Genomic DNA, 18,449 nt, shown 5'->3' on the forward strand with positions numbered 1-18,449 from the left:
GTTACCTGTCGGCGTCCAGCGGATTTGCTGCCGCCGGCAGCATATGGGTGATTTGCAGCCCGAGCCGCCCCTCCACGTCCACCAGTTCGCCTTTCGCCAGCGGGAAGTCGCCGTGGCACAACAGCGCTTCACCGGGCACCACGTGATCCACCATCAGGGTCGTTCCGACGCTCAGGCGGTTAATTTCGCCGAGCGTCAGCCGCAGGTGGCCGCAGCGCAGCGTCAGGGCCAGCGGCAGCGGATCGAAGGCCGACGTTTCTGTCGCCGGGGCTGCCGGACGCTCATCATCCGGCTGCGGCATACCATCCATCGCATAATCATCGGGGGTTACATTCACGTCGGTTATCTCCAAATCGGTAATATAAAAACGGCCAGCACGCCCTTCCTCACCCTGTAATTCACCCTGAATGCGGACGCGGGCGAGGTGCAGTTCCCCCTCGCCGGTCGGTGTAAACCAGGTGCGGGTGGGAAGGATTACGTCATCGGGACGTAATGCGCGTAGCTGCGCCAGCGGTAAAGTGAGCGCGCCAAGGTTCAGCGGCAGGCTGAGGGAGAGCGCCTCGTCGGCCGGGGCGTACAGCGGCTGCCAGCCGACGTGCGCCAGAAGGTGAGTCAGGGTTTCCGGCGTGGCGCCAAGCGCGCTGTGCGCCCGGGCATCGCCCAGCACCACGGTCAGTGAGAGCCACAGCAGATCGTCCGGCGGTACGTCGGCGTCGGACGGTGAGATCGCGCCAAGCAGATCCTGTAGCGGCGCACACATCGCCTGGTTATAGAGCGGCCAGTACCAGGCCTGATCCCGCGCGGCGTCCGGCAGCGCCGGGCAGGAGGAGAGCAGACCGCAGACCGCCTCCGGCTCGCTCAGCCACAGCGTACCGGCCTGACACGCCAGCCCCCGGGCCTGCACCGCCCCGCTCGCCTGCGCCGTCAGGTGCAGCTCCAGCCAGCCGGACGCCTCGTCGGTGTCAAAGAGAAAGCGCCAGCCTGCCCCGGTTTTTTGCCGCAGCTGCGCCTCTGTGCGCCGCTGACGACGCAGCGCCAGTGGTTTCATGCCTGCCCCCCGCGCTGCTCGAAGCGCAGCCGCACCTGGCAGGCCATGCGCCGACGCAGCGACTCGCGGCAGCGCTCCTGATGCGGGGCCATCATCAGCATCGCCTGCGGAGCGAAGCGCAGATTGATGTCCCAGCCGTTGCCGGCGGCGCTGAGCCGGGCATCCACCTCACCCAGCTTCGGCAGCAGCAGCGTCATGGCCACCGCCCCGGCGGGCTGTTTCTCCACCGCGGTACACAGCGCCGGCTCAATCTGCTGCCAGACCCGTGCCGGTGAGGCGACCGTCTCCGGGGCGCTGGTGTCCGGCGCCTGAAGCCAGGGCCAGGCGGTGGCGGTTAAGGGCACGCCCGCCGGCAACAGCCCCGTTTCCGGCTGCCCCAGCAGGGCGTCAAACAGCGACGCATCCTGCTTCACCGGGGTGCTTTTGCCTTTGCGATCCGCCGGTGCGGCGTCGCTGGCCTGGGATGTCGGTCGCTCGCGGGCGACGGATGGCCGCTGCGGCAGCGGCTCTTTGCCCGCCTCGCGGGCCTGGGGTAATGCGCTCATCGCAGCACCTCGCTTTCCTGAATCATGTATTCGAGTTTCTCCACGTCGCGCTGTCTGGCCTGGGTCTCACGCTGGGCCTCTTCCAGCTGGGCGGTCTGCACCTCGGTCAGCCGCTGACACTGCACCAGCGCGTTTTTATGACCGGCGACCGCGTCGCACGCCCCGCGCTCCTGCGTCAGCCCCTGCATCAGGCGCTCCTGCTTCTGGGTCACCGCCAGATGCCGTTCCGCAAACCCGTCGCGCAGCGCCAGATAGCGGGTCTGCTGTTCGGCGAGCTGCTCGGCCAACTGGTCGCTTCGCGTGACGGTGTCACGCAAGGCGCGATCCGCTTCCCGCTGGGCGCGTTCACTGCGGCGCAGGCGCTGACGGCGAATCGGCAACAGCAGTGCGAAGGCCTGTTGCAGCGCGGCCCCGGCATCTTCCACCGGGATATCGTCATCAAGGTTACGGTGTCGGCGCATGGCGACTTACCTCCGAAAGCAGTAGCAGGGTCTCTTCATAGGCGGAGGGCTCATGCATGCCCTGTTGCAGATAGCCGTTGATGGCGTCCTGGGCCGATACCGCCGCATCGGTCATGGCATCGTGGCCCGGCTGATACTCCCCGAGGCGGATCAGCATCTCCACCTGCTGCCACGCGGCCATCATGCGCCGCACCTGCACCGCATTGCCGATGTGCTCCCGGGTGGCGACGTTACTCATGGTGCGGCTGAGGCTCGCCAGCACGTCGATGGCCGGGTAGTGGCCGCGCTCGGCGAGTTTACGGGTCAGCACGATGTGACCATCAATCAGGGAGCGCACTTCATCCGCCACCGGGTCGTTCATCGAGTCGGCCTCGATCAGCACCGAATAGAGCGCGGTAATCGCCCCGCGGGAGGTTTGCCCCGCCCGCTCCAGCAGCGTGGGCAGCAGCGTATAGACCGAGGGCGGCAGCCCGCCGCGGCCCGGCGGTTCGCCGAGCGCCAGACCGATTTCGCGCTGGGCGCGGGCAAAACGGGTCAGCGAATCGAGGATCAGCAGCACGCTTTTGCCCTGGTCGCGCCAGGCTTCGGCGATGGCAGTGGCGGTAAACGCCGCCCGGGCGCGCTCCATGCTGCTGCGATCCGAGGTGGCACAGATCAGCACCGTGCGGCTGCGCAACTCGGCGTCCAGCTCGTGATCGAGGAACTCGCGCAGTTCGCGTCCGCGTTCACCGATAAGCCCAAAGACGATGACGTCGCAGGGCGTGTTGCGCGCCATCTCCGCCAGCAGCGTGGTTTTCCCGCAGCCCGCCCCGGCAAACACCCCGACCCGCTGGCCGGTGCCGATGGTCAGCAGGCCGTCGATGGCGCGCAGCCCGGTCGGCAGCGGCGTATCAATACGCGGGCGGTCAGTTGGCGCGGGCGCATCGCCCAGCACGCTCACTGACGCCATCCCGCTGCCGGGCATGGCGAAAGCCCCGGGGCCGTCGTCGCTGAGCGGACGGCCAAACCCGTCCAGCACGCTGCCGAGCAGCGCATCGGAGACCACAATGCTGTGCGGCAGGCGCAGCGGGATCACCCGCGCGCCTTGGGCGATGCCATCCAACTGACCGAGGGCTGAGAGCAGCGTATGGCGGGGATTAAAGCCCACCACTTCCGCCAGCACGCTGCTGCCGTCGTCGCGCTCCACCTGGCACAGATCGCCGATGCGCGCCTGCGGCAGGCTGCTCTCCAGCAAAATCCCGCTGATGCCGGTGATGCGCCCCCAGGCTTTGACCGGCGAGAGGCTGGTCAACCGCTGCTGCTGTTGGGCGTACCACGCTTCCAGCGCCAGGGCCATTACCAGCTCACCTTGATGTTTTCCCGGCCGCTGAACTCAATCTGGTCGCCGGTGATGGCCACCAGACGCAGATCGTCCACTTCATCACCGACGAACAGCCGCTGGCCGTCGTCGGTCACGATGTTGGCGCGCGAGCCGGTCGTGATCTGCACGATGCGAAACGGTAGCGACACCTTGCGCGGCTCGACGCGGTTCACCACCGGCACCCCGGTGTGAAACTCCTCTTTAAAACGACCCATCATGCGGTTGAAAATCTGCATCTGCTCGGCGCTCAGGGTGCCCTTCAGCTCAATGGATTTTTCGCCGGCGATCACTGCCACCGCTTTGCCGAGGTCGCGTTCGCGCAGCATCTTCAGCAGCGGGCCTTTAATCTCGTTCACGCTCAGCAGGCTGCCGGGAGACGGCACGACCTGGGTTTGGGCCACCGTCGGCTGCAGGATCCAGCTCACCACGGTAAAGGTCAGGAGCAGCATCATGCTCACCATCGCCACCCGCATGGTGCGGGTGAACAGGCTACGGCGCACCGGCTGTGCCGCGACTGGCGCGGCGGCCTGTGGCTGCGGGGCCTGGACAGGCTGCGCCTGTTCGACTGGCGGGGTAAACGGCGTCCAGGGGGTATCGGCCTGGGCCACCATCAGCCACACCGGGCCGACGGCGAAGGTTTCACTGGTTTCCAGCGGGCGGGGTTCCCCGTCGGCGTACGCCAGCTGCCAGCTCGATTCGTGACGGTGTAACGTGCAGTGGGTCGCGCTGACCCCCTCGTCGCTCAGCAGCAGATCGGCTTCCCCGGCCTGCCCGATAACCCAACTGTCGCCAAAGAGTGGCAACGCTGCGCCTAAATGAAGGCCCGACAGCACGCGCAGTTCGAACATCATTAACTCTCCCAGGTGGTCAGTGAGTAAACGGCGGGATCGAGGTCAATACGCCCCAGCACGTTTACCGCGAGATTAGGTTGCAGCTCCGCAAACGAGAGCACCGGTACATAGTGGAACTCTTCCTGAATCAGCGAGCGCATTGGGCTGCGCAGGTCCTGGGCCACCAGCAGAACGGCGCGCGGGTCGTTGTCCACCGGGAACGCTTTGCCCACCTCCTGCAAAATGGCGGAGACCTGCTCCTGCGCCAGCGCAAAGAAGATGTCGTTCTGGGTCTGGCGCAGCGCATCGCGCAGCTGCTCTTCCAGCTCCGGGGTGATCAGCCAGACGTGCAGCCCATCGGGGCGCGCATACTGATAGCAGAGATGGTTTTTCATCGAGATACGCACCAGATCGGTCAGCAGATGGATGTCGCGCTCGTGCTGGCCGTGCTCGATCAGCGCTTCGGCAATGGCGCGCACCGAGCGCAGCGGAATACGCTCCGCCACCAGCTTCTGCAGCACGCCGGAGAAACGCGCCACCGGCATCACGCGCTGCAGCTCCTGAGACAGCTCCGGCTGCTCCGCTTCCAGCCACGAAACCAGCGCCCGCGTCTCCTGCAGTCCGATAAAGTGCGGGCTGCTGGCGTGGATGGCGTTTTCCATGCGTTTAACCAGCAGTTCGCGGGCGCTCCAGCGCTCCACCTCGTCGTTCTCCAGCAGCGGATGGTCGGCGGGCAGCCAGATAAGCTCCGCTTCGCGACGCAGTTCGTCGCCCTCCACAATGCCCTCGCGCGCCGCCTCAGGAATGCTCTCCAGCCAGCTGCGTTTCACCGCCAGCTGCGCCACGTTGAAGGTGCCCACTACTTTGGGGATCTCATACACCGAGAAGCGGAATTCGTTCTCCGGCTGGCTGTCGATGAACTCAATGTCGAACGCCGGAAGCGTAAAGCCGAAGTGGTAGACGATACGGTTTCGCAGACGGCGGATCTCCTGCACCAGCTCCAGCGTCTCCGGCTGGCCGCGGCACGAGGACGGGAAGTTAATCAGGTAGGGCCGGGTCGGGTTGAACTGGCGCAGATCCTCTTTGCCGTTCAGCTCCGGCGGCACCACTTCGTTCTCCATCTGCGGCTTCGCCAGCTGTAACTCCTGGCGCGCGCGCCAGATCTGGAACCCGCCGCTGGTCATGGTCAGCGCCGCAAGCACCAGGAACACCCCGGTAGGCATCCCCGGCAGCAGCGCGAAGCCCACCATGCCAATCGAGGAGAGCAGCCAGGCTTTCGGCTGGCTGGTCAGCTGTTCGGCAATCTCGCGGCCAATGTTGTTATCCACCGCCTGATCGTTGTCCGAAGAGACGCGGGTGATGATCATCCCGGCGGTCAGGGAGATGAGCAGCGCCGGGATCTGGGCAATCAGCCCGTCACCGATGGTAAGAATGGAGTAGACGTGCATCGCTTCCCCGGCGGGCATCCCGAGCTGTAACACGCCGATGCTGAAGCCGCCAATCAGGTTGATAAACAGGATCACCAGCCCGGCGATGGCGTCGCCCTTCACAAACTTCATCGCCCCGTCCATCGCCCCGAACAGCTGGCTCTCTTTTGCCAGCTCGCCGCGGCGGGCCTTGGCCTGCCAGACGTCAATCATGCCGGCGCGCAGGTCGCTGTCGATGGACATCTGCTTGCCCGGCATGGCGTCGAGGGTGAAGCGCGCCGCCACCTCTGCCACCCTTTCCGACCCTTTGGTGATCACCAGGAAGTTAACCACCGTCAGGATCAGGAACATCACCATCCCCACCGCCAGGTTGCCGCCCACCACGAAGTTACCGAACGCCGCCACCACGTGCCCGGCGTCCTGCTGAATCAGGATCTGACGGGTGGTCGAGATGGAGAGCGCCAGACGAAACATGGTGGTGAGCAGCAGCACCGCCGGGAAGGTCGAGAACGCCAGCGGTTTCGGCAGGTACATCGCCAGCACCACCAGCAGCGAAGAGAGACAAATATTGACGGCGATCAGTACGTCAATCAGCCCCAGCGGCAGCGGAATGATCAGCATAAAGACCAGCGCCATCGCAAAGGCGGCGCCGACCACTTCGGAGCGCTGCATCGCACTGATGGCAATTCTGTTCAGAATCTGAAAAAGGACGTTCATCGCCAGGGCCTCGTCGAAGTGCGGAAATTAAACATCTTTGCGCATGTTGGCCTGCTGCTCGTCTTTCGACGCCTCGCCAATCATGTTACGCAGCAGCGTCAGCGCGTCTTTGCGGCTTTCCGGCTCTTGCCACAGCGAAGGCGGCAGGCCGTGCATCAGCGGAAACAGTCCGGCGTAAAACAGCGGCAGCTGCGTGGTGTGCTGCCCGACCACCTCTTCTGCCAGGTGGTGAAAGTCGCTCTCATAGGCGCCGTTGTAGCTGATTTGCAGGGCGCGTCGCGTCAGGGTCAGCCCGGTCATCGCCACCTCGGGCAGCTTGGTCTCCATGCGCTTTACGAAGGCGGAGCAGTTAGCCAGCGTCTGGCTGATCTGCGCGGCATCGCGCAATCCGCGTTGAATGCAGCACAGCGCACCGATGCTGATCGACGGCGCCAGCGCGGCGATATCGTCCGACAGCGCCCGTTGCAGGGTGCGCAGCGACGCCAGCAGATAGCGCGACTCCACCTCCTTCAGCAGCATGTCGAGCATCATCACCGCCGATTGTTTGTGGACGATGGTGTCGTAATAGAGGTTGCGCAGTGACTGCTTGCGCTGCGGGTCGCGGGTGTGTTCGGCGATAGCCCTGGCGGTGTTGGTTCCGGCGCGGATCGTCTCGCCGTGGGTGTGCTGAAGGCGGTCAAGATGGCCGCCGATTTTGCTGGCAAGCTCAGGGTTGCCGTCAACATGCGCCTGCTGCTCCAGAATGCGCAGCAGCACATCGCAGCGCGCCGCATCGCCACCTGCGGCCTCGACCAGCGCATCGCTGTCCGGCGGCGGAGACTGGTTCAGAGCGTCGCGCAGCAGGCTGAGCTGCTCTTCGGTGCGCTGGTTGTCGTTGTTATCCAGCAGCTCGAACAGATGGGTCAGCTCGTCGATTTTCCCGATCGCGTGCTTGTTGCGCAGCAGGTTACTTTGCAGGTTGCGGCGGTTGAGCGCCTTGTTTTTACGCTCCATCTTCTCGCTGAACATCATCCCAATCTCTTCCAGCGAGTCGTTAAGCGTTTCGGTGCGGGTACGCACGTTGTCCGGGCCGTGGCTGGCGTTTTTTGCTGTGGACTGCTCCGTTCCCTTATGCAGGGCTTTCAGGGCCAGCGGCACCAGTAGCGCATGTTGCATTTTAATCATCGCCGGCACTCCTCGTTGTTATCACCCCTTTTCAGTGTCGACACCCGGACATCGGTTCCCGAAAAAATGAAAAAAAACGCGGCGAATGGCGCGGCGGAACGCCCGGTGAATTTTCGCTACCCATACACAACGCTGCGGGAAAATATATCGGCGCGGCGGAATGCAATTAATTGCATTGTGCGGCGAAAGATAAAAACAAAAAGTGTCTCAGATAACTCCTGGAGGGAATATAAACCGGCGTTAAAACAGGGTATTAGCATCACAACGTGGGCTGGCACAGCGCTTGCTATGGGGTAAGGGTCACGATGACAACTACCGGAGAGCAAATAATGATTAGCACCATGATGCCTGATGTCGCCCAGTCCCATAATGCAACCGCATTCCCGGAAAATGTGAACTGGGACGAAGTTTTCCTCACGCATAATAAAAAGCTGCTTAATTTCATTCGAAAGCGAATTGCTAATCACGAGGACGGGGAAGATATTTTGCAGATGACCTGTCTGGAAGTGCTGCGCAATCGGCATAAATTTATGGGTGCGTCACGTCCTGAAACCTGGGTGTTTGGAATTGCGGTTAATCTGATTCGCAATTATTACAAAAGCCAGCATAGTTATGGTTTCCTGGAGTGCCTGGACGATGAAATCACAGCAGATTTGCTGCTGGAAAACGACCCCTGCGATCTGACGGAAAATCGCCAACTGCTGCTTAATACGCTGGACTCGATTGATACGCTGGGGCCGGATATTAAAGCCATGCTGTCGATTCTGGTGGAAGAAGAAGGCAGCTATCAGGATGTGGCGCTTCACCTGAATATTCCGCTGGGTACCGTCCGTTCCCGATTGTCACGGGCGCGAGAGGCGTTGAAAACCCGCATCTATGCCTGATACTGCGCCGACAAACGGCTGACATGATTTAACTGCTACTATGTTGAAGACGTTAATTATCCTACAGCGTGAAATAGTTCCAGAAGGGAACTTTATTCACGCTGATATTACGCGAGAGCAATATTGACTGGTGAAAAGACCAGCAACAACATAGAGGGAATTATGCTACTGCAGGCTATTGCAAACCGCCCGGAAAATAGCGCGCTGGACGCAGCGAATTTATCAGACATCGCCCTGAACCGGGTTCATGATGCGATATATCTGATCGACTGTGATCTGCGTATCAAATATGTCAACGATAAAGCCTGTACGCTGCTGGGATATAACCGCGAGGGTTTTTCACAGCTCCCCTTCTCTGCCATCGATCCGGAACTGCGCGACAGCGACGTGGTGGCGCTCTGGTGGAAGCTGAGCGTCCGTCCGGAAGGCATCACCTTTACCTCTCATCACCGCGACAGCCGTGGCGAGCTGATCCCGGTTGAGGTCAGCTCCATCGGCTACACCCACCGCGGCGAACAGCACATCCTGTGCGTGGTTCACGATGTCCGCGAGCTGCGGCGTCAGAAAGAGCAGCAGCGCCTGCGCGAAAAGCAGATGAGCCTGGTGGTGGAGAACTCCCCGGATCTCATCCTGCGCTTCGATCTCAACACCCGCTGTCTGTATGCCAACCCGGCGGTACGCAACTGGTTCGGGCTGAGCGAGCAGGAGATCCACCACAAGCCGCTCACCGAAAGCGTGCCGAAGGGCGATGTCGGGCTGAGCTTTTTTAAGCTGGTTTCCAAAACCCTGGTGGATGAGAAAGGTGCCGAACAGGAGCTGACACTGCTGCGTCACGGTAAAAAACGGACCCTGCACGTGCGCTGCGTCCCGGAGTACAACCTCGCCGGCAAGCTCGCCAGCGTGCTGGCGGTCGGGCGCGACATTACCCCGATCCGGCAAACCGAGGAGGAGCTACGCTTTGCCCACCAGCAGCTGCGCATGCTGGCGCAGAATTTCGAGCAGGATCGTGAAGCGGAGCGCAAACAGCTGGCGCGGGATATTCACGATGAGCTGGGGCAGCATCTCACCTCGCTGCGCACCGGCCTCTCGCTGCTGGCGATGCGCGCCCCGCAGCAGACCGCTGAGCTGCGCGGCCAGGTAGAGAATCTGATGGGGCTGGTGGACAGCACCATCCAGGTGGTGCGGGATGTGTCGACCCGCCTGCGCCCCAACGTGCTGAATCTGGGGCTGATCCCGGCGCTGGAGTGGCTGCGCGATCGCTTCAATAAAGACGGCGGCTGCCGCTGCATTCTGGTGGCCCCCAACGAGCACACCGTGGTGCTGGATGACGCCTCGCTCACCGCCGCGTTTCGCGTGGTGCAGGAGTCGCTGACCAACGTCGCCCGCCACGCCGGGGCCAGCACCGTCTATATCATCGTTAAACCAGAGCCCGACACGCTCTCCATTGAGGTTGTTGATAACGGCAAAGGATTCACGCCGGGCCGGGTGCGTAAAAACGCCTTTGGCCTGCCCGGCATTCAGGAGCGCGCGCGCATGCTCAACGGCGAGGCGGCGATTATCAGCGCGCGTGGAAAAGGCACCCGCGTGCGGCTGACCTTCCCGCTGCCCGCCCCGCGCGGCGGCGGCGGCGAAAAACAGAAAGGAGAATAACGATGGAAGAGCGGATACGCCTGATGATTGCCGAAGATCACGCCATTATGCGTGAAGGCCTGAAGCAAATATTTGCCCTTGATGAGGCAATAGAAGTGGTGTGTGAAGCCCCGGACGGCAGCCAGGTGCTGGAGCGGCTGCGTCATCATGAGGTCAGCCTGCTGCTGCTGGACCTCTCCATGCCGGGCATCAGCGGCGAGGACCTGATTCACCGCATTACCCCCCAGTATCCCGATCTGCGCATTCTGGTGCTGAGCATGTACAACGAGCCACAGATCGCCCGCCGGGTGCTGGGCAGCGGCGCGCTGGGCTATATCACTAAAGACAAGCCGCCCGAGGCGCTGCTGAAAGCGATCCGCACCGTGGCCCGCGGGGCGCGCTATATCGACCACGATCTCGCCCAGGAGATTGTCTTCTCCGACTATCACGGCAACAACCGCGCGGCCCATGAAAGCCTGACGATGCGCGAGCGGCAGATCATGATCATGCTGGCGCACGGTGAGACCATCAACGCCATCGCCGATACGCTGGCGATCAGCAATAAGACCGTCAGCACCTACAAATCGCGCATGATGAAGCGCATGAAGTTCACCACCAACGCCGATATCGTCAAATACTCCCTGAGCCATAACCTGGTGCGCTGACCCGTCGCGGCTACGCCCTCTTCCCGCGCGCAGCCGGTTTTATTCGCCGCGCGGGAACCCTTCCGCTTTCCTGACCACTCACGGATATTCCCCTATATTCTGAGGATCCAGGCTATGCCCTCTGGCATTCATTCCGCCGCCAGGCACACTCCCGCGCTGCTTCACCCCCAGCAGCGTACCGCCCCGACGGCCGGTGAAGCGGCAACCTCGCGTCCGGCACCCGCCGGAAGTGGCGCCCGACGCATCGGCCCGCATGCGGTGCCGGTAACGCCCCTGAACCAGTCAGGGTTTGTTTCGTCGTTCAGGAACGGCCACAGCGCCCGCGTTCATCACCTCAGCCAGCTGGGGATCAACCCGGCGTTTGCCCGCCAGGTGTTGAGCGACCCTCAGCTGCGCGACGCCGCCGCCAACGATGTGGCGCGCATCCGGACCATGGCGCTGGACGCGTTTCCGACGCTCAATCACATCACGCAGCAGGCGGCCCGCGCGGCGCTGCAGCGCACCGACCCGCGTCAGCACCGCGACATCAACGCCGCGCTCGACGACTACCGCAGCACCGATGGCGGCCACGTGCTGATGAGCATCAGCGCCATGGGCTTTCCCGACCTGCGCAGCTATTTGCACAGCATCGATCCCGACCGCGACGAAGAGGAGCATATGCAGGCGTTCGTCCATGAATTCGCCACGCGCTACAACTGCCTGAGCGGGTATGAGAGCGATGAAGAGGAGGCGATAGACGATGTGCGCAGCCGTCTGGAAGGGTTGCTGCCGGAGCAGGCGCGGACCTTAACCGACTATCTCCATCAGGCGCCGCGGCTGTCGAACGTGCCGTTAATGCGCGGGTCCGGCGGGGGCGATAATCCGCTGCGCTCGCTGGATAATACCCTGCGCGCCATGCTGCGCGGCGAAAGTCTGCACTTCAACAGCTTCCTCAGCACCACCGCAAGCTACGAGGCGGCCATGGACTTTACCGGCAAGCTCAGCAGCACCGGCTTCGGCACCCCGCTCTATACCATCGATTTCTCCGATACCCAAAACGAGGCGCGCAATGAAGTGCTGCGCCGGGACGCGTTGCAGGCGCTGGATAACGGCGAGTGCGACGATGCCCGCCGCTCTCTGCTCTACCTGATCCGCCCGGAAAACGCCGCGGGCGTCAGCGTCAACGCCACCGAACAGGCGCTGAACCCGCATATCGGGCAGGGCCACATCACCGGCCAGGAGAACGAGATCCTGCTCGCGCCGGGACACATTTTCATACCCCAACAGCTTATCCGTCACGATGACGGTTTTATTGCCGTGGGCGCCCTGCGCTATGCGCGCGACGCCGGCACGTCACTTACCTGAGGAGATGTACCTTGCCCGTTAACAACAACCACTACGCCCCGCACCTCTACAACCCTGCGGCTCACGCGGTCGCGCCTCTGGCACACAACACGCAGGCCACGGCACACACGGCGCAGGCCCGGGCGCCCGGCGCGATGGCGCCAGGCCACCATACGGTGCGGATCCACGGCCAGCCCGTCACCACGCGTCCGCTCAACAGCAGCGGGTTTTGCTCGGCCTTCAGCGACGGGCGCTCGCGTCAGATCCAGCAGCGTGCCCGCCTCGCCATCAACCCGGCTCACGCAGAGCGGATCCGCACCGAGAGCGAAGCCCTCGCCCGGCATGCCGGGGTGGATCTGGAACGCATCAGCAGCATGGATAAGTTCACCATCGAGTCGACCCATGCCCTGCTCGACCAGCGCAGTGCGGCCATGGCGGCGCATCTCCCGCCGGAGCAAAAAAAGAGCCTGGCGGCTGCGCTGGAACACTATCGCGCGGCCCACGCCGGTGATTTTGTGATGATGAACATTGCCGCCATGGGCTATCAGGATCTGACCCATTACCTGACCAGCCGCAACGACAAGTTCCGCGACCCGGAAGAGGTTCAGGAGTTTTTGCACCAGTTCGCGTCGGATTTCTTTCTCTATCCCAGCTCGTATGATGCGGTCGATGAAGAGGAGCACGAGCGAAATGCCAATGCGGTGATTGACCAGCTGCGCACCCGCATTCCGGACACCCTCGCCGGGCCGGTCTCCTCCCTGATGCAGTTTATTGATACCGCGCCGCGCCTCTCCGGCGTCCCGCTGATGCGTGGCCAGTCCGGCATCGGTCACGACGGCGTGTTTGAGGGCGACCGCATCGTCAGCGCCCTGCTCAACGGCGAGAACCTGCGCTTCAACGGCTTCTGCAGCACCAGCGGCGACTATGAGATTGCCGAGAACTTTGCCACCCAGCAGCAGGAGCATTCGATGGGCGAGCCGCTCTACACCATCGATCTCACCACCAACAGCATTAAGGATGAGTGCCTGCGGCGCGATGCGTTACGCGCGCTGGAAAATAACCCCGAAGGCGCAACCTCACTTTTATTTATGCTTAAAACCGAAGGCGCCGCAGGGGTCAGCGTGACGGCCCTCGGCCAGGCGTTAAACGACGATCCGGCCGAGCATATGACCGACGTAGAATCCGAGATCCTGCTGACATCTGGCCACTACGTGCAGCCAGAACAGCTGATCCGCATGGAACAGGGCTACGTGATTGCCGGTACGCTGCGCAACGGTAACGAACCCCCGGTTGCCTCCCATCCAGGCCAGGTAAATTAAGTTTGATTTAACTCCCTGGGCAGATGCCCAGGGGTTTTGCGCTGATATGTCACGTTTGATTGTGGCCCGATTCCATCGTTTATTGACCATCAGGCTACTCACGCAGCAGCCGCAGCCCCCGTACACTGGCATCACTTCCACTAACGCATCCCGGAGTGATGATGAAACTGACCCAGATCCGCAACGCCACCTTACTGCTGAAGTATGCCGGCACCCGTTTTCTTATTGACCCTATGCTCACTGATAAAGAGGCCTGGGACGGCTTCCCCGGCACCGCGCGATCCCATCTGCGTAATCCGCTCGTCGCCCTGCCCTTACCGGTTGAAACGCTGCTGGATGTAGACGCGATTATCGTGACCCACACCCATCGCGATCACTGGGACGAGGCTGCCAGCGCGGTTATCCCGAAAGCGATGCAGATTTACACCCAAAACGAGAGCGACGCGGCGCTGATCCGCAGCCAGGGGTTTACCCGCGTTGAGCCGCTCCAGGACAGCAACCTGATTGCCGGCATTTCGCTGTCTAAAACTGACGGGCAGCACGGCAGCGATGCCGCGTATGCGATACCGGAAATGGCGGCCTTGCTGGGTGATGCCTGTGGCCTCGTGTTCCAGCATCCGGATGAGAAAACCCTCTATATTGCCGGAGACACTATCTGGGTCGATACGTATGCCCAGAGTCTGGCCCGCTGGCAGCCGGATGTGGTGGTACTGAATGCCGGATTTGCCCAGGTGGACGACATTGGGGCGATCATTATGGGGAAAGAGGACGTGCTGCGTACCGCTCAGGCGCTGCCGCGGGCCACGATCGTCGCCTCGCATATGGAAGCGGTAAACCACTGCTTGCTTAGCCGGGCAGAGCTGCGGGAGTATGTTAACGCCCACGGCATCGCAGACCGGGTGGCGATCCCGGCGGACGGCGAAAGCTGCCATTTTTAGCCATACTGTAAGCCCTGGCCTCGCGCCGGGGCTTTTTACCCTCAGACAGGAAACCCGATGAGCGTCCTTAACGTAGCGGTGGTTGCCACCCCCGGATTCAGCCCGTTTCACTTCTCCGTACCCTGCATCATCTTTGGCGAGACGATGACCGACCCCGGATGCTTTGCGCTGCAGCTTTGTGCCGACCAGCCGGGCCGGGTCGAGTCGGATCTCGGAATGGTGATTGAGGTGGACCAGGGATTAGAGGCTCTCGACCACGCGGACATTGTGATTGTGCCGTTCTGGGCGGACCCGGCGCAGCCCCCTTCCGGGGCGCTGATCGCCGCGCTGAATGCCGCCTGGCAGCGCGGCGCGGAAGTGGTTGGCCTGTGCCTTGGTACCTATGTGCTGGCGTGGGCGGGCCTGCTGACGCAACGCCGCGCGGCCACCCACTGGGAATATGAACGGGACTTCAGCACGCGTTTTCCCGAGGTGCAGCTCGACACCAATGCGCTCTATATCGACGATGACCGGCTGATCACCTCGGCGGGAACCGCGGCGGGGATCGACTGCTGCCTCTACCTGGTGCGTAAGCACTGCGGCAGCGCGCTGGCCAACCGCGTGGCGCGCAGGATGGTGATGCCGCCCTACCGCGACGGCGGGCAGGCGCAGTTTATCGAGCGTCCGGTGCCGGAGACGACGCGCGATGCGCAGATCAACACCCTGCTCGACTTCCTGCGCCGCAATCTGCACCAGACCCACGATCTCGACTCGCTGGCGCGCACCGTCAACATGAGCCGTCGCACCTTCACCCGCCATTTTCAGAAAGCCACCGGCATGAGCGTGGGCGACTGGCTCAACGCCGAGCGCCTGCAGCGCAGCCAGGAGCTGCTCGAATCCACCGATAACAGCGTCGAGGCGGTCGCCGAACTGGCAGGCTTTCACTCGCCGGTATCGTTCAGGCAAAGTTTCAAAACCCGGTTCGGCGTCAGCCCCGGCGAATGGCGACGTACGTTTCGGGGGCGCGGGAGCGTGTAGAGGGGTGTAGTGTGGGGTTTGGGGTGATTTGAGGGGGTAGAAAATAAGGACGTGCTGGCTGGCGTTATGGCACAGGCCCGCTGTGTAAAGCGGGCCGTGAAAGGGAGATGGTGTCAGGTTAAGGAAAACGCATCAGGCATCCGGGATAACTTTCTCACAACGCGCTTCACCGGTTATTCCCATTGAAGGACACTGCCAGGTTATGGTGCCATCAGTTATCTCTTTATCGCCCATGACATCGTCTATTTTGATCCGCTTCGCATCCAGCCCTTCGAGTAACATCCCGGTGGCCGATACGAACCACACGTATTTTCCGTCGGTAAACACGCTCTCCTCGATCGCCTTAAGCTTGTTTAATGATGCATCCTCAGGAATGCGCGTTAAATGCTTCCCTCCCCCGCTGTAGAATCCATGTTTATCTGCCGCTGTGGTGAAGGAGAAACAACGGAAGGTCGCGGCATCAGCCTGGGGTTGCCTGATCCCTTCGTAATAAAGCGTTCCATCTACATTTGCCCAGCCGTAGCACGGTGAGAACGCTTTGGCAGACTTTTTGACGGGCAGTACCACGTCTTCGCCAGCGTTAAAAAAATAGTGCGCTTTATCTTTACCCTGGTTTTGTTCCAGTACCGTGAAGGTGGCGGGATCGGCTCCTTCAACAAGGCTGCCGCTGATGGTTACGATGACCTTACCATCGCTGTAGTACGGAAAATCGAGCGCGTGGAAGTGTTCCCCATCAAGGGGGACGGCAGTTTTTTCGCAGCTGACGAATGAGCCGACATTCGAAAACAGGAAACTTTCGCTCACGGTAGCAGAGTTGGGATCAAAGCCCTCTGGCAACGTCTGCTCATTGCAATAAAAATGCCCCTGCGACTGCGCGATATTGATATCGCCACCGGTATAAATCGCAGAGAAAGCATTCGCATCTGCCCCTTCCAGAATGCGTGGAGTACTGTTTTCATGTGGCTGGTAGACAACGTTGCCAGAGAGATTTTTCCACGGAGCGGTAACGCCATCGTTAGCGACGGCTGCTTGTGTAGCTGCTGCGCACGTCAGGGTAAGCGCGAAATAAAGGGGATTGCTCTTCATGATATGTCCTTATCCATTAATAGTTATATTGCTGGTGTAGTTCCGTTGATGAAAATAGCTAATGTGCAACGAAAGCGTGATGGGTACGTAGTGTGGAGTTTGTTGTAGGGGGAATAATGTTATTTATTATATCCTGATTATTTGGTTTGCTAACCCCACCTTAATCATTGATATTCGGTGAAAGTACAGGTGTAAGTGTCATCGTTTTTGGAGTGACTGTAATCAACCGTTGTAATTCTCTTTGCCTCCCTTGAGAAGAAACGCAGTTCGTCGCAGATGACCTCGTCAAAATCGAAGCCATCAGAAAGAACAAATCCTTTCTCGAGCGCCACGGCACCACAATACTTCCAGTCTGTGTCGACATAAAGATAACAATTGCTGCCATAAACTTTTTTGTTAATATATCCCCATGCGTCTTTTAAATTTGAAAAACAGCAACGCTCGTGAAATTTAACGTTATTTTTTGACAGGTAATTAATTAACCCGTCGGTTTCAGACAGGCTTAAAAACAAATACACCTCTTCGTCGACTAAAAGACGTTTTAACTTAAGGTGAAGCTGAGGTAGCTTAACGTTATTCTGAGCTTTACGGTACAAAAGCTTTCTTTTATTTTCAAAAATATCAGGCATGTTTGTTATCCATTCCCATTTCACAAGCACTATAATCAAAGAGTAAAATCGAACATCCGCTCAACTATGGATATAGTTATAGAACATGTTTACAAAAGCAACCTGGCTGGCCTAGGTAAGCAGAAGTCTTAGGTAATTAAAAGCCGGGGCATTTGATTTTATCCCGGCATCAACATTAACACATAGAATTGTGCGCTATATACACTCTTTTATTTTCACTAAAACCCTCAGAAATAAACACTTTACGATCAGACAACCCTAGAGAAAATAAATACTCTCTAATTATATTTTCCTCAATGGTTTGTGTCTCTCGAAGCTTTAAGTTAGAGAGCAGCCACTCTTTTCTTCGGGATATATATATATTAGGTGTCAGGCAATTTATCTCTTCGTAGTCATCCCAATTAGTCAAACTAAGGCAAATAAAGTAATCATCAATATCATTGCATTCGCAATTGTTACTATTATGAATTAACTCAAGCCCTGTTTTTATTAAAACTTTATTTTTCTCATTAAATGACATAGGTGAGAGGAAAGAAATATTTTTCCATCTTGAAAACAATGGTATTTCTTCGAAGGTATCGTAATCAGCAAAGAAGATAGATGGATCGTCTAACCCTTCTTTCTTTATAAGTTTCTGCATTTCTTTATCAAAATCAATCATAACCAATCATCCACATCCCATCCATGACCTTTTAACCATTTAAGTGTTTTCTTTGAAAAAGATGGAGGACCATCATGAGCCGAACCATCCTGATTTAATGCTGGATGTTTTCCTTTTTCCGGTTTAGCTTGATGAGCGTGCCACTGGCTATGCACGCGCCCTGCGGCCTGAAGCAATGCGCCTATCATTCCGGAGATGTGAAATGAAAGGGGAGCGCTGGTCGTGCTGCTCTTACATATTGGAGACGTCGCCCAGTCTGAGTTAAAAAAGCACTGCATAGCTAATAAAAATAACTAATTTGTAAGGTAGGGTGAGATATAAGCATCTACTGTTAAAGGTGTATCAACGGTCGAAATGAACATCTCTTTATTATCCTCACATAAAAAATACATATAAAAATCATAGCCAAAGTGAAATTCAAGGTATGGCGCTACTAATTTAGCCCAAATCTTCTCGCGGAGTATATCCCTAACAACTTGTGGCACACTGTCTATGTCTACAATCGACATATCTTTATATTCCGTCGATTCATAAACCTCCAGCCCTACAATCTGCAAACTTGTAACTTGATAATACCTGCACGCAGCTATCAAAAAATCAATATATGAATCCTCTACGGCGATATATTCCTGCAGGCTTACCTTAGATCCTACATCAAAAAAACTACTCCATTCTTGAGCATGGCTATAATAGCAATCATCATCATGCTTATCTTTATATTTTGTTATTCTGTACGAAAGCTTCAT

At 59.2% G+C, this 18,449-nt stretch carries 18 protein-coding genes; 7 read left to right on the plus strand and 11 right to left on the minus strand.

Features of this window, described 5'->3' with window-relative positions; all coding sequences use genetic code 11:
* Window position 1 precedes the first annotated feature (1 nt).
* Genes DW58_RS14620 through sctW form a run of 7 tightly spaced genes read right to left on the minus strand, consistent with a single transcriptional unit; the run spans window position 2 to window position 7,552 of the window.
* A complete protein-coding gene (locus DW58_RS14620; RefSeq protein WP_024562660.1) occupies window positions 2-1,048 on the minus strand; it encodes a FliM/FliN family flagellar motor switch protein in 1,047 nt (348 codons plus the stop codon).
* Window positions 1,045-1,593, minus strand: a complete 549-nt coding sequence (locus tag DW58_RS14625) for a type III secretion system HrpP C-terminal domain-containing protein (RefSeq protein WP_024550671.1) — start codon at window positions 1,591-1,593, stop codon at window positions 1,045-1,047. Before DW58_RS14625 ends, DW58_RS14620 begins: the two co-directional genes overlap by 4 nt.
* Window positions 1,590-2,054, minus strand: coding sequence for a hypothetical protein (locus DW58_RS14630; RefSeq protein ID WP_024550670.1), 465 nt, complete (start codon window positions 2,052-2,054; stop codon window positions 1,590-1,592). Before DW58_RS14630 ends, DW58_RS14625 begins: the two co-directional genes overlap by 4 nt.
* Window positions 2,038-3,390: a type III secretion system ATPase SctN gene (gene sctN / locus DW58_RS14635; RefSeq protein ID WP_029696695.1), complete on the minus strand. Its 1,353-nt coding sequence runs from the start codon at window positions 3,388-3,390 to the stop codon at window positions 2,038-2,040. Before sctN ends, DW58_RS14630 begins: the two co-directional genes overlap by 17 nt.
* Window positions 3,390-4,265 carry an FHA domain-containing protein gene (locus DW58_RS14640; protein ID WP_235810701.1) on the minus strand — a complete coding sequence of 292 codons (876 nt, stop codon included), beginning with the start codon at window positions 4,263-4,265 and terminating at the stop codon, window positions 3,390-3,392. Before DW58_RS14640 ends, sctN begins: the two co-directional genes overlap by 1 nt.
* Window positions 4,265-6,388, minus strand: a complete 2,124-nt coding sequence (sctV, locus tag DW58_RS14645) for a type III secretion system export apparatus subunit SctV (RefSeq protein ID WP_029593050.1) — start codon at window positions 6,386-6,388, stop codon at window positions 4,265-4,267. The genes DW58_RS14640 and sctV overlap by 1 nt, the downstream gene beginning before the upstream one ends.
* Window positions 6,389-6,415: 27 nt before the next feature.
* Window positions 6,416-7,552: a type III secretion system gatekeeper subunit SctW gene (gene sctW / locus DW58_RS14650; RefSeq protein ID WP_024550863.1), complete on the minus strand. Its 1,137-nt coding sequence runs from the start codon at window positions 7,550-7,552 to the stop codon at window positions 6,416-6,418.
* Between the two features lie 341 nt (window positions 7,553-7,893).
* Between sctW and DW58_RS14655 the strand changes: the two genes are divergently transcribed.
* The 7 genes from DW58_RS14655 to DW58_RS14685 all read left to right on the plus strand — a co-directional run bounded on the left by DW58_RS14655 (window position 7,894) and on the right by DW58_RS14685 (window position 15,327).
* Window positions 7,894-8,436, plus strand: a complete 543-nt coding sequence (locus DW58_RS14655; RefSeq protein ID WP_409371881.1) for an RNA polymerase sigma factor — start codon at window positions 7,894-7,896, stop codon at window positions 8,434-8,436.
* 162 nt (window positions 8,437-8,598) lie between these two features.
* On the plus strand, window positions 8,599-10,086 hold the full coding sequence (locus tag DW58_RS14660; protein ID WP_029593052.1) for a PAS domain-containing sensor histidine kinase: 1,488 nt from the start codon (window positions 8,599-8,601) through the stop codon (window positions 10,084-10,086).
* A gap of 2 nt (window positions 10,087-10,088) precedes the next feature.
* The gene (locus DW58_RS14665) at window positions 10,089-10,730 is read left to right on the plus strand and encodes a response regulator (protein ID WP_024549765.1); all 642 of its coding nucleotides are present in this window, start codon (window positions 10,089-10,091) and stop codon (window positions 10,728-10,730) included.
* 114 nt (window positions 10,731-10,844) lie between these two features.
* A complete protein-coding gene (locus DW58_RS14670) occupies window positions 10,845-12,074 on the plus strand; it encodes a hypothetical protein (protein ID WP_024549764.1) in 1,230 nt (409 codons plus the stop codon).
* Between the two features lie 11 nt (window positions 12,075-12,085).
* Complete coding sequence (locus tag DW58_RS14675; protein ID WP_024549763.1) at window positions 12,086-13,372, plus strand: hypothetical protein; 1,287 nt, start codon at window positions 12,086-12,088, stop codon at window positions 13,370-13,372.
* 161 nt (window positions 13,373-13,533) lie between these two features.
* Complete coding sequence (locus DW58_RS14680; RefSeq protein ID WP_024549762.1) at window positions 13,534-14,310, plus strand: MBL fold metallo-hydrolase; 777 nt, start codon at window positions 13,534-13,536, stop codon at window positions 14,308-14,310.
* 57 nt (window positions 14,311-14,367) lie between these two features.
* Entirely contained in the window at window positions 14,368-15,327 is a 960-nt protein-coding gene (locus DW58_RS14685) for a GlxA family transcriptional regulator (RefSeq protein ID WP_024562370.1), read from the plus strand.
* A gap of 132 nt (window positions 15,328-15,459) precedes the next feature.
* Here the strand turns inward: DW58_RS14685 and DW58_RS14690 are convergent, their stop codons facing one another.
* The 4 genes from DW58_RS14690 to DW58_RS14705 form a co-directional block, all read right to left on the minus strand.
* Entirely contained in the window at window positions 15,460-16,413 is a 954-nt protein-coding gene (locus DW58_RS14690; RefSeq protein ID WP_024549760.1) for a DKNYY domain-containing protein, read from the minus strand.
* Window positions 16,414-16,577: 164 nt separating this feature from the next.
* Window positions 16,578-17,042 (minus strand): hypothetical protein, encoded by a 465-nt coding sequence (locus DW58_RS14695; protein WP_024549759.1) that lies wholly within the window; start codon window positions 17,040-17,042, stop codon window positions 16,578-16,580.
* A 175-nt stretch (window positions 17,043-17,217) separates the two neighbouring features.
* A complete protein-coding gene (locus tag DW58_RS14700; protein ID WP_024549758.1) occupies window positions 17,218-17,703 on the minus strand; it encodes an Imm15 family immunity protein in 486 nt (161 codons plus the stop codon).
* 293 nt (window positions 17,704-17,996) lie between these two features.
* Window positions 17,997-18,449 carry a hypothetical protein gene (locus tag DW58_RS14705; RefSeq protein ID WP_024549757.1) on the minus strand — a complete coding sequence of 151 codons (453 nt, stop codon included), beginning with the start codon at window positions 18,447-18,449 and terminating at the stop codon, window positions 17,997-17,999.

It is taken from the genome of Siccibacter turicensis LMG 23730 (genome assembly GCF_000463155.2).
Classification (GTDB): domain Bacteria; phylum Pseudomonadota; class Gammaproteobacteria; order Enterobacterales; family Enterobacteriaceae; genus Siccibacter; species Siccibacter turicensis.

What these genes read in the sequence shown, in the direction of transcription:
- DW58_RS14665 (WP_024549765.1), top strand. Translation starts at nt 10,089, where the DNA reads ATGGAAGAGCGGATACGCCTGATGATTGCCGAAGATCACGCCATTATG.
- DW58_RS14640 (WP_235810701.1), bottom strand. Translation starts at nt 4,265, where the DNA reads ATGATGTTCGAACTGCGCGTGCTGTCGGGCCTTCATTTAGGCGCAGCG.
- DW58_RS14700 (WP_024549758.1), bottom strand. Translation starts at nt 17,703, where the DNA reads ATGATTGATTTTGATAAAGAAATGCAGAAACTTATAAAGAAAGAAGGG.
- sctV (WP_029593050.1), bottom strand. Translation starts at nt 6,388, where the DNA reads ATGAACGTCCTTTTTCAGATTCTGAACAGAATTGCCATCAGTGCGATG.
- DW58_RS14690 (WP_024549760.1), bottom strand. Translation starts at nt 16,413, where the DNA reads ATGAAGAGCAATCCCCTTTATTTCGCGCTTACCCTGACGTGCGCAGCA.
- DW58_RS14670 (WP_024549764.1), top strand. Translation starts at nt 10,845, where the DNA reads ATGCCCTCTGGCATTCATTCCGCCGCCAGGCACACTCCCGCGCTGCTT.
- DW58_RS14620 (WP_024562660.1), bottom strand. Translation starts at nt 1,048, where the DNA reads ATGAAACCACTGGCGCTGCGTCGTCAGCGGCGCACAGAGGCGCAGCTG.
- DW58_RS14625 (WP_024550671.1), bottom strand. Translation starts at nt 1,593, where the DNA reads ATGAGCGCATTACCCCAGGCCCGCGAGGCGGGCAAAGAGCCGCTGCCG.
- sctN (WP_029696695.1), bottom strand. Translation starts at nt 3,390, where the DNA reads ATGGCCCTGGCGCTGGAAGCGTGGTACGCCCAACAGCAGCAGCGGTTG.
- sctW (WP_024550863.1), bottom strand. Translation starts at nt 7,552, where the DNA reads ATGATTAAAATGCAACATGCGCTACTGGTGCCGCTGGCCCTGAAAGCC.
- DW58_RS14695 (WP_024549759.1), bottom strand. Translation starts at nt 17,042, where the DNA reads ATGCCTGATATTTTTGAAAATAAAAGAAAGCTTTTGTACCGTAAAGCT.
- DW58_RS14705 (WP_024549757.1), bottom strand. Translation starts at nt 18,449, where the DNA reads ATGAAGCTTTCGTACAGAATAACAAAATATAAAGATAAGCATGATGAT.
- DW58_RS14630 (WP_024550670.1), bottom strand. Translation starts at nt 2,054, where the DNA reads ATGCGCCGACACCGTAACCTTGATGACGATATCCCGGTGGAAGATGCC.
- DW58_RS14660 (WP_029593052.1), top strand. Translation starts at nt 8,599, where the DNA reads ATGCTACTGCAGGCTATTGCAAACCGCCCGGAAAATAGCGCGCTGGAC.
- DW58_RS14680 (WP_024549762.1), top strand. Translation starts at nt 13,534, where the DNA reads ATGAAACTGACCCAGATCCGCAACGCCACCTTACTGCTGAAGTATGCC.
- DW58_RS14655 (WP_409371881.1), top strand. Translation starts at nt 7,894, where the DNA reads ATGATGCCTGATGTCGCCCAGTCCCATAATGCAACCGCATTCCCGGAA.
- DW58_RS14685 (WP_024562370.1), top strand. Translation starts at nt 14,368, where the DNA reads ATGAGCGTCCTTAACGTAGCGGTGGTTGCCACCCCCGGATTCAGCCCG.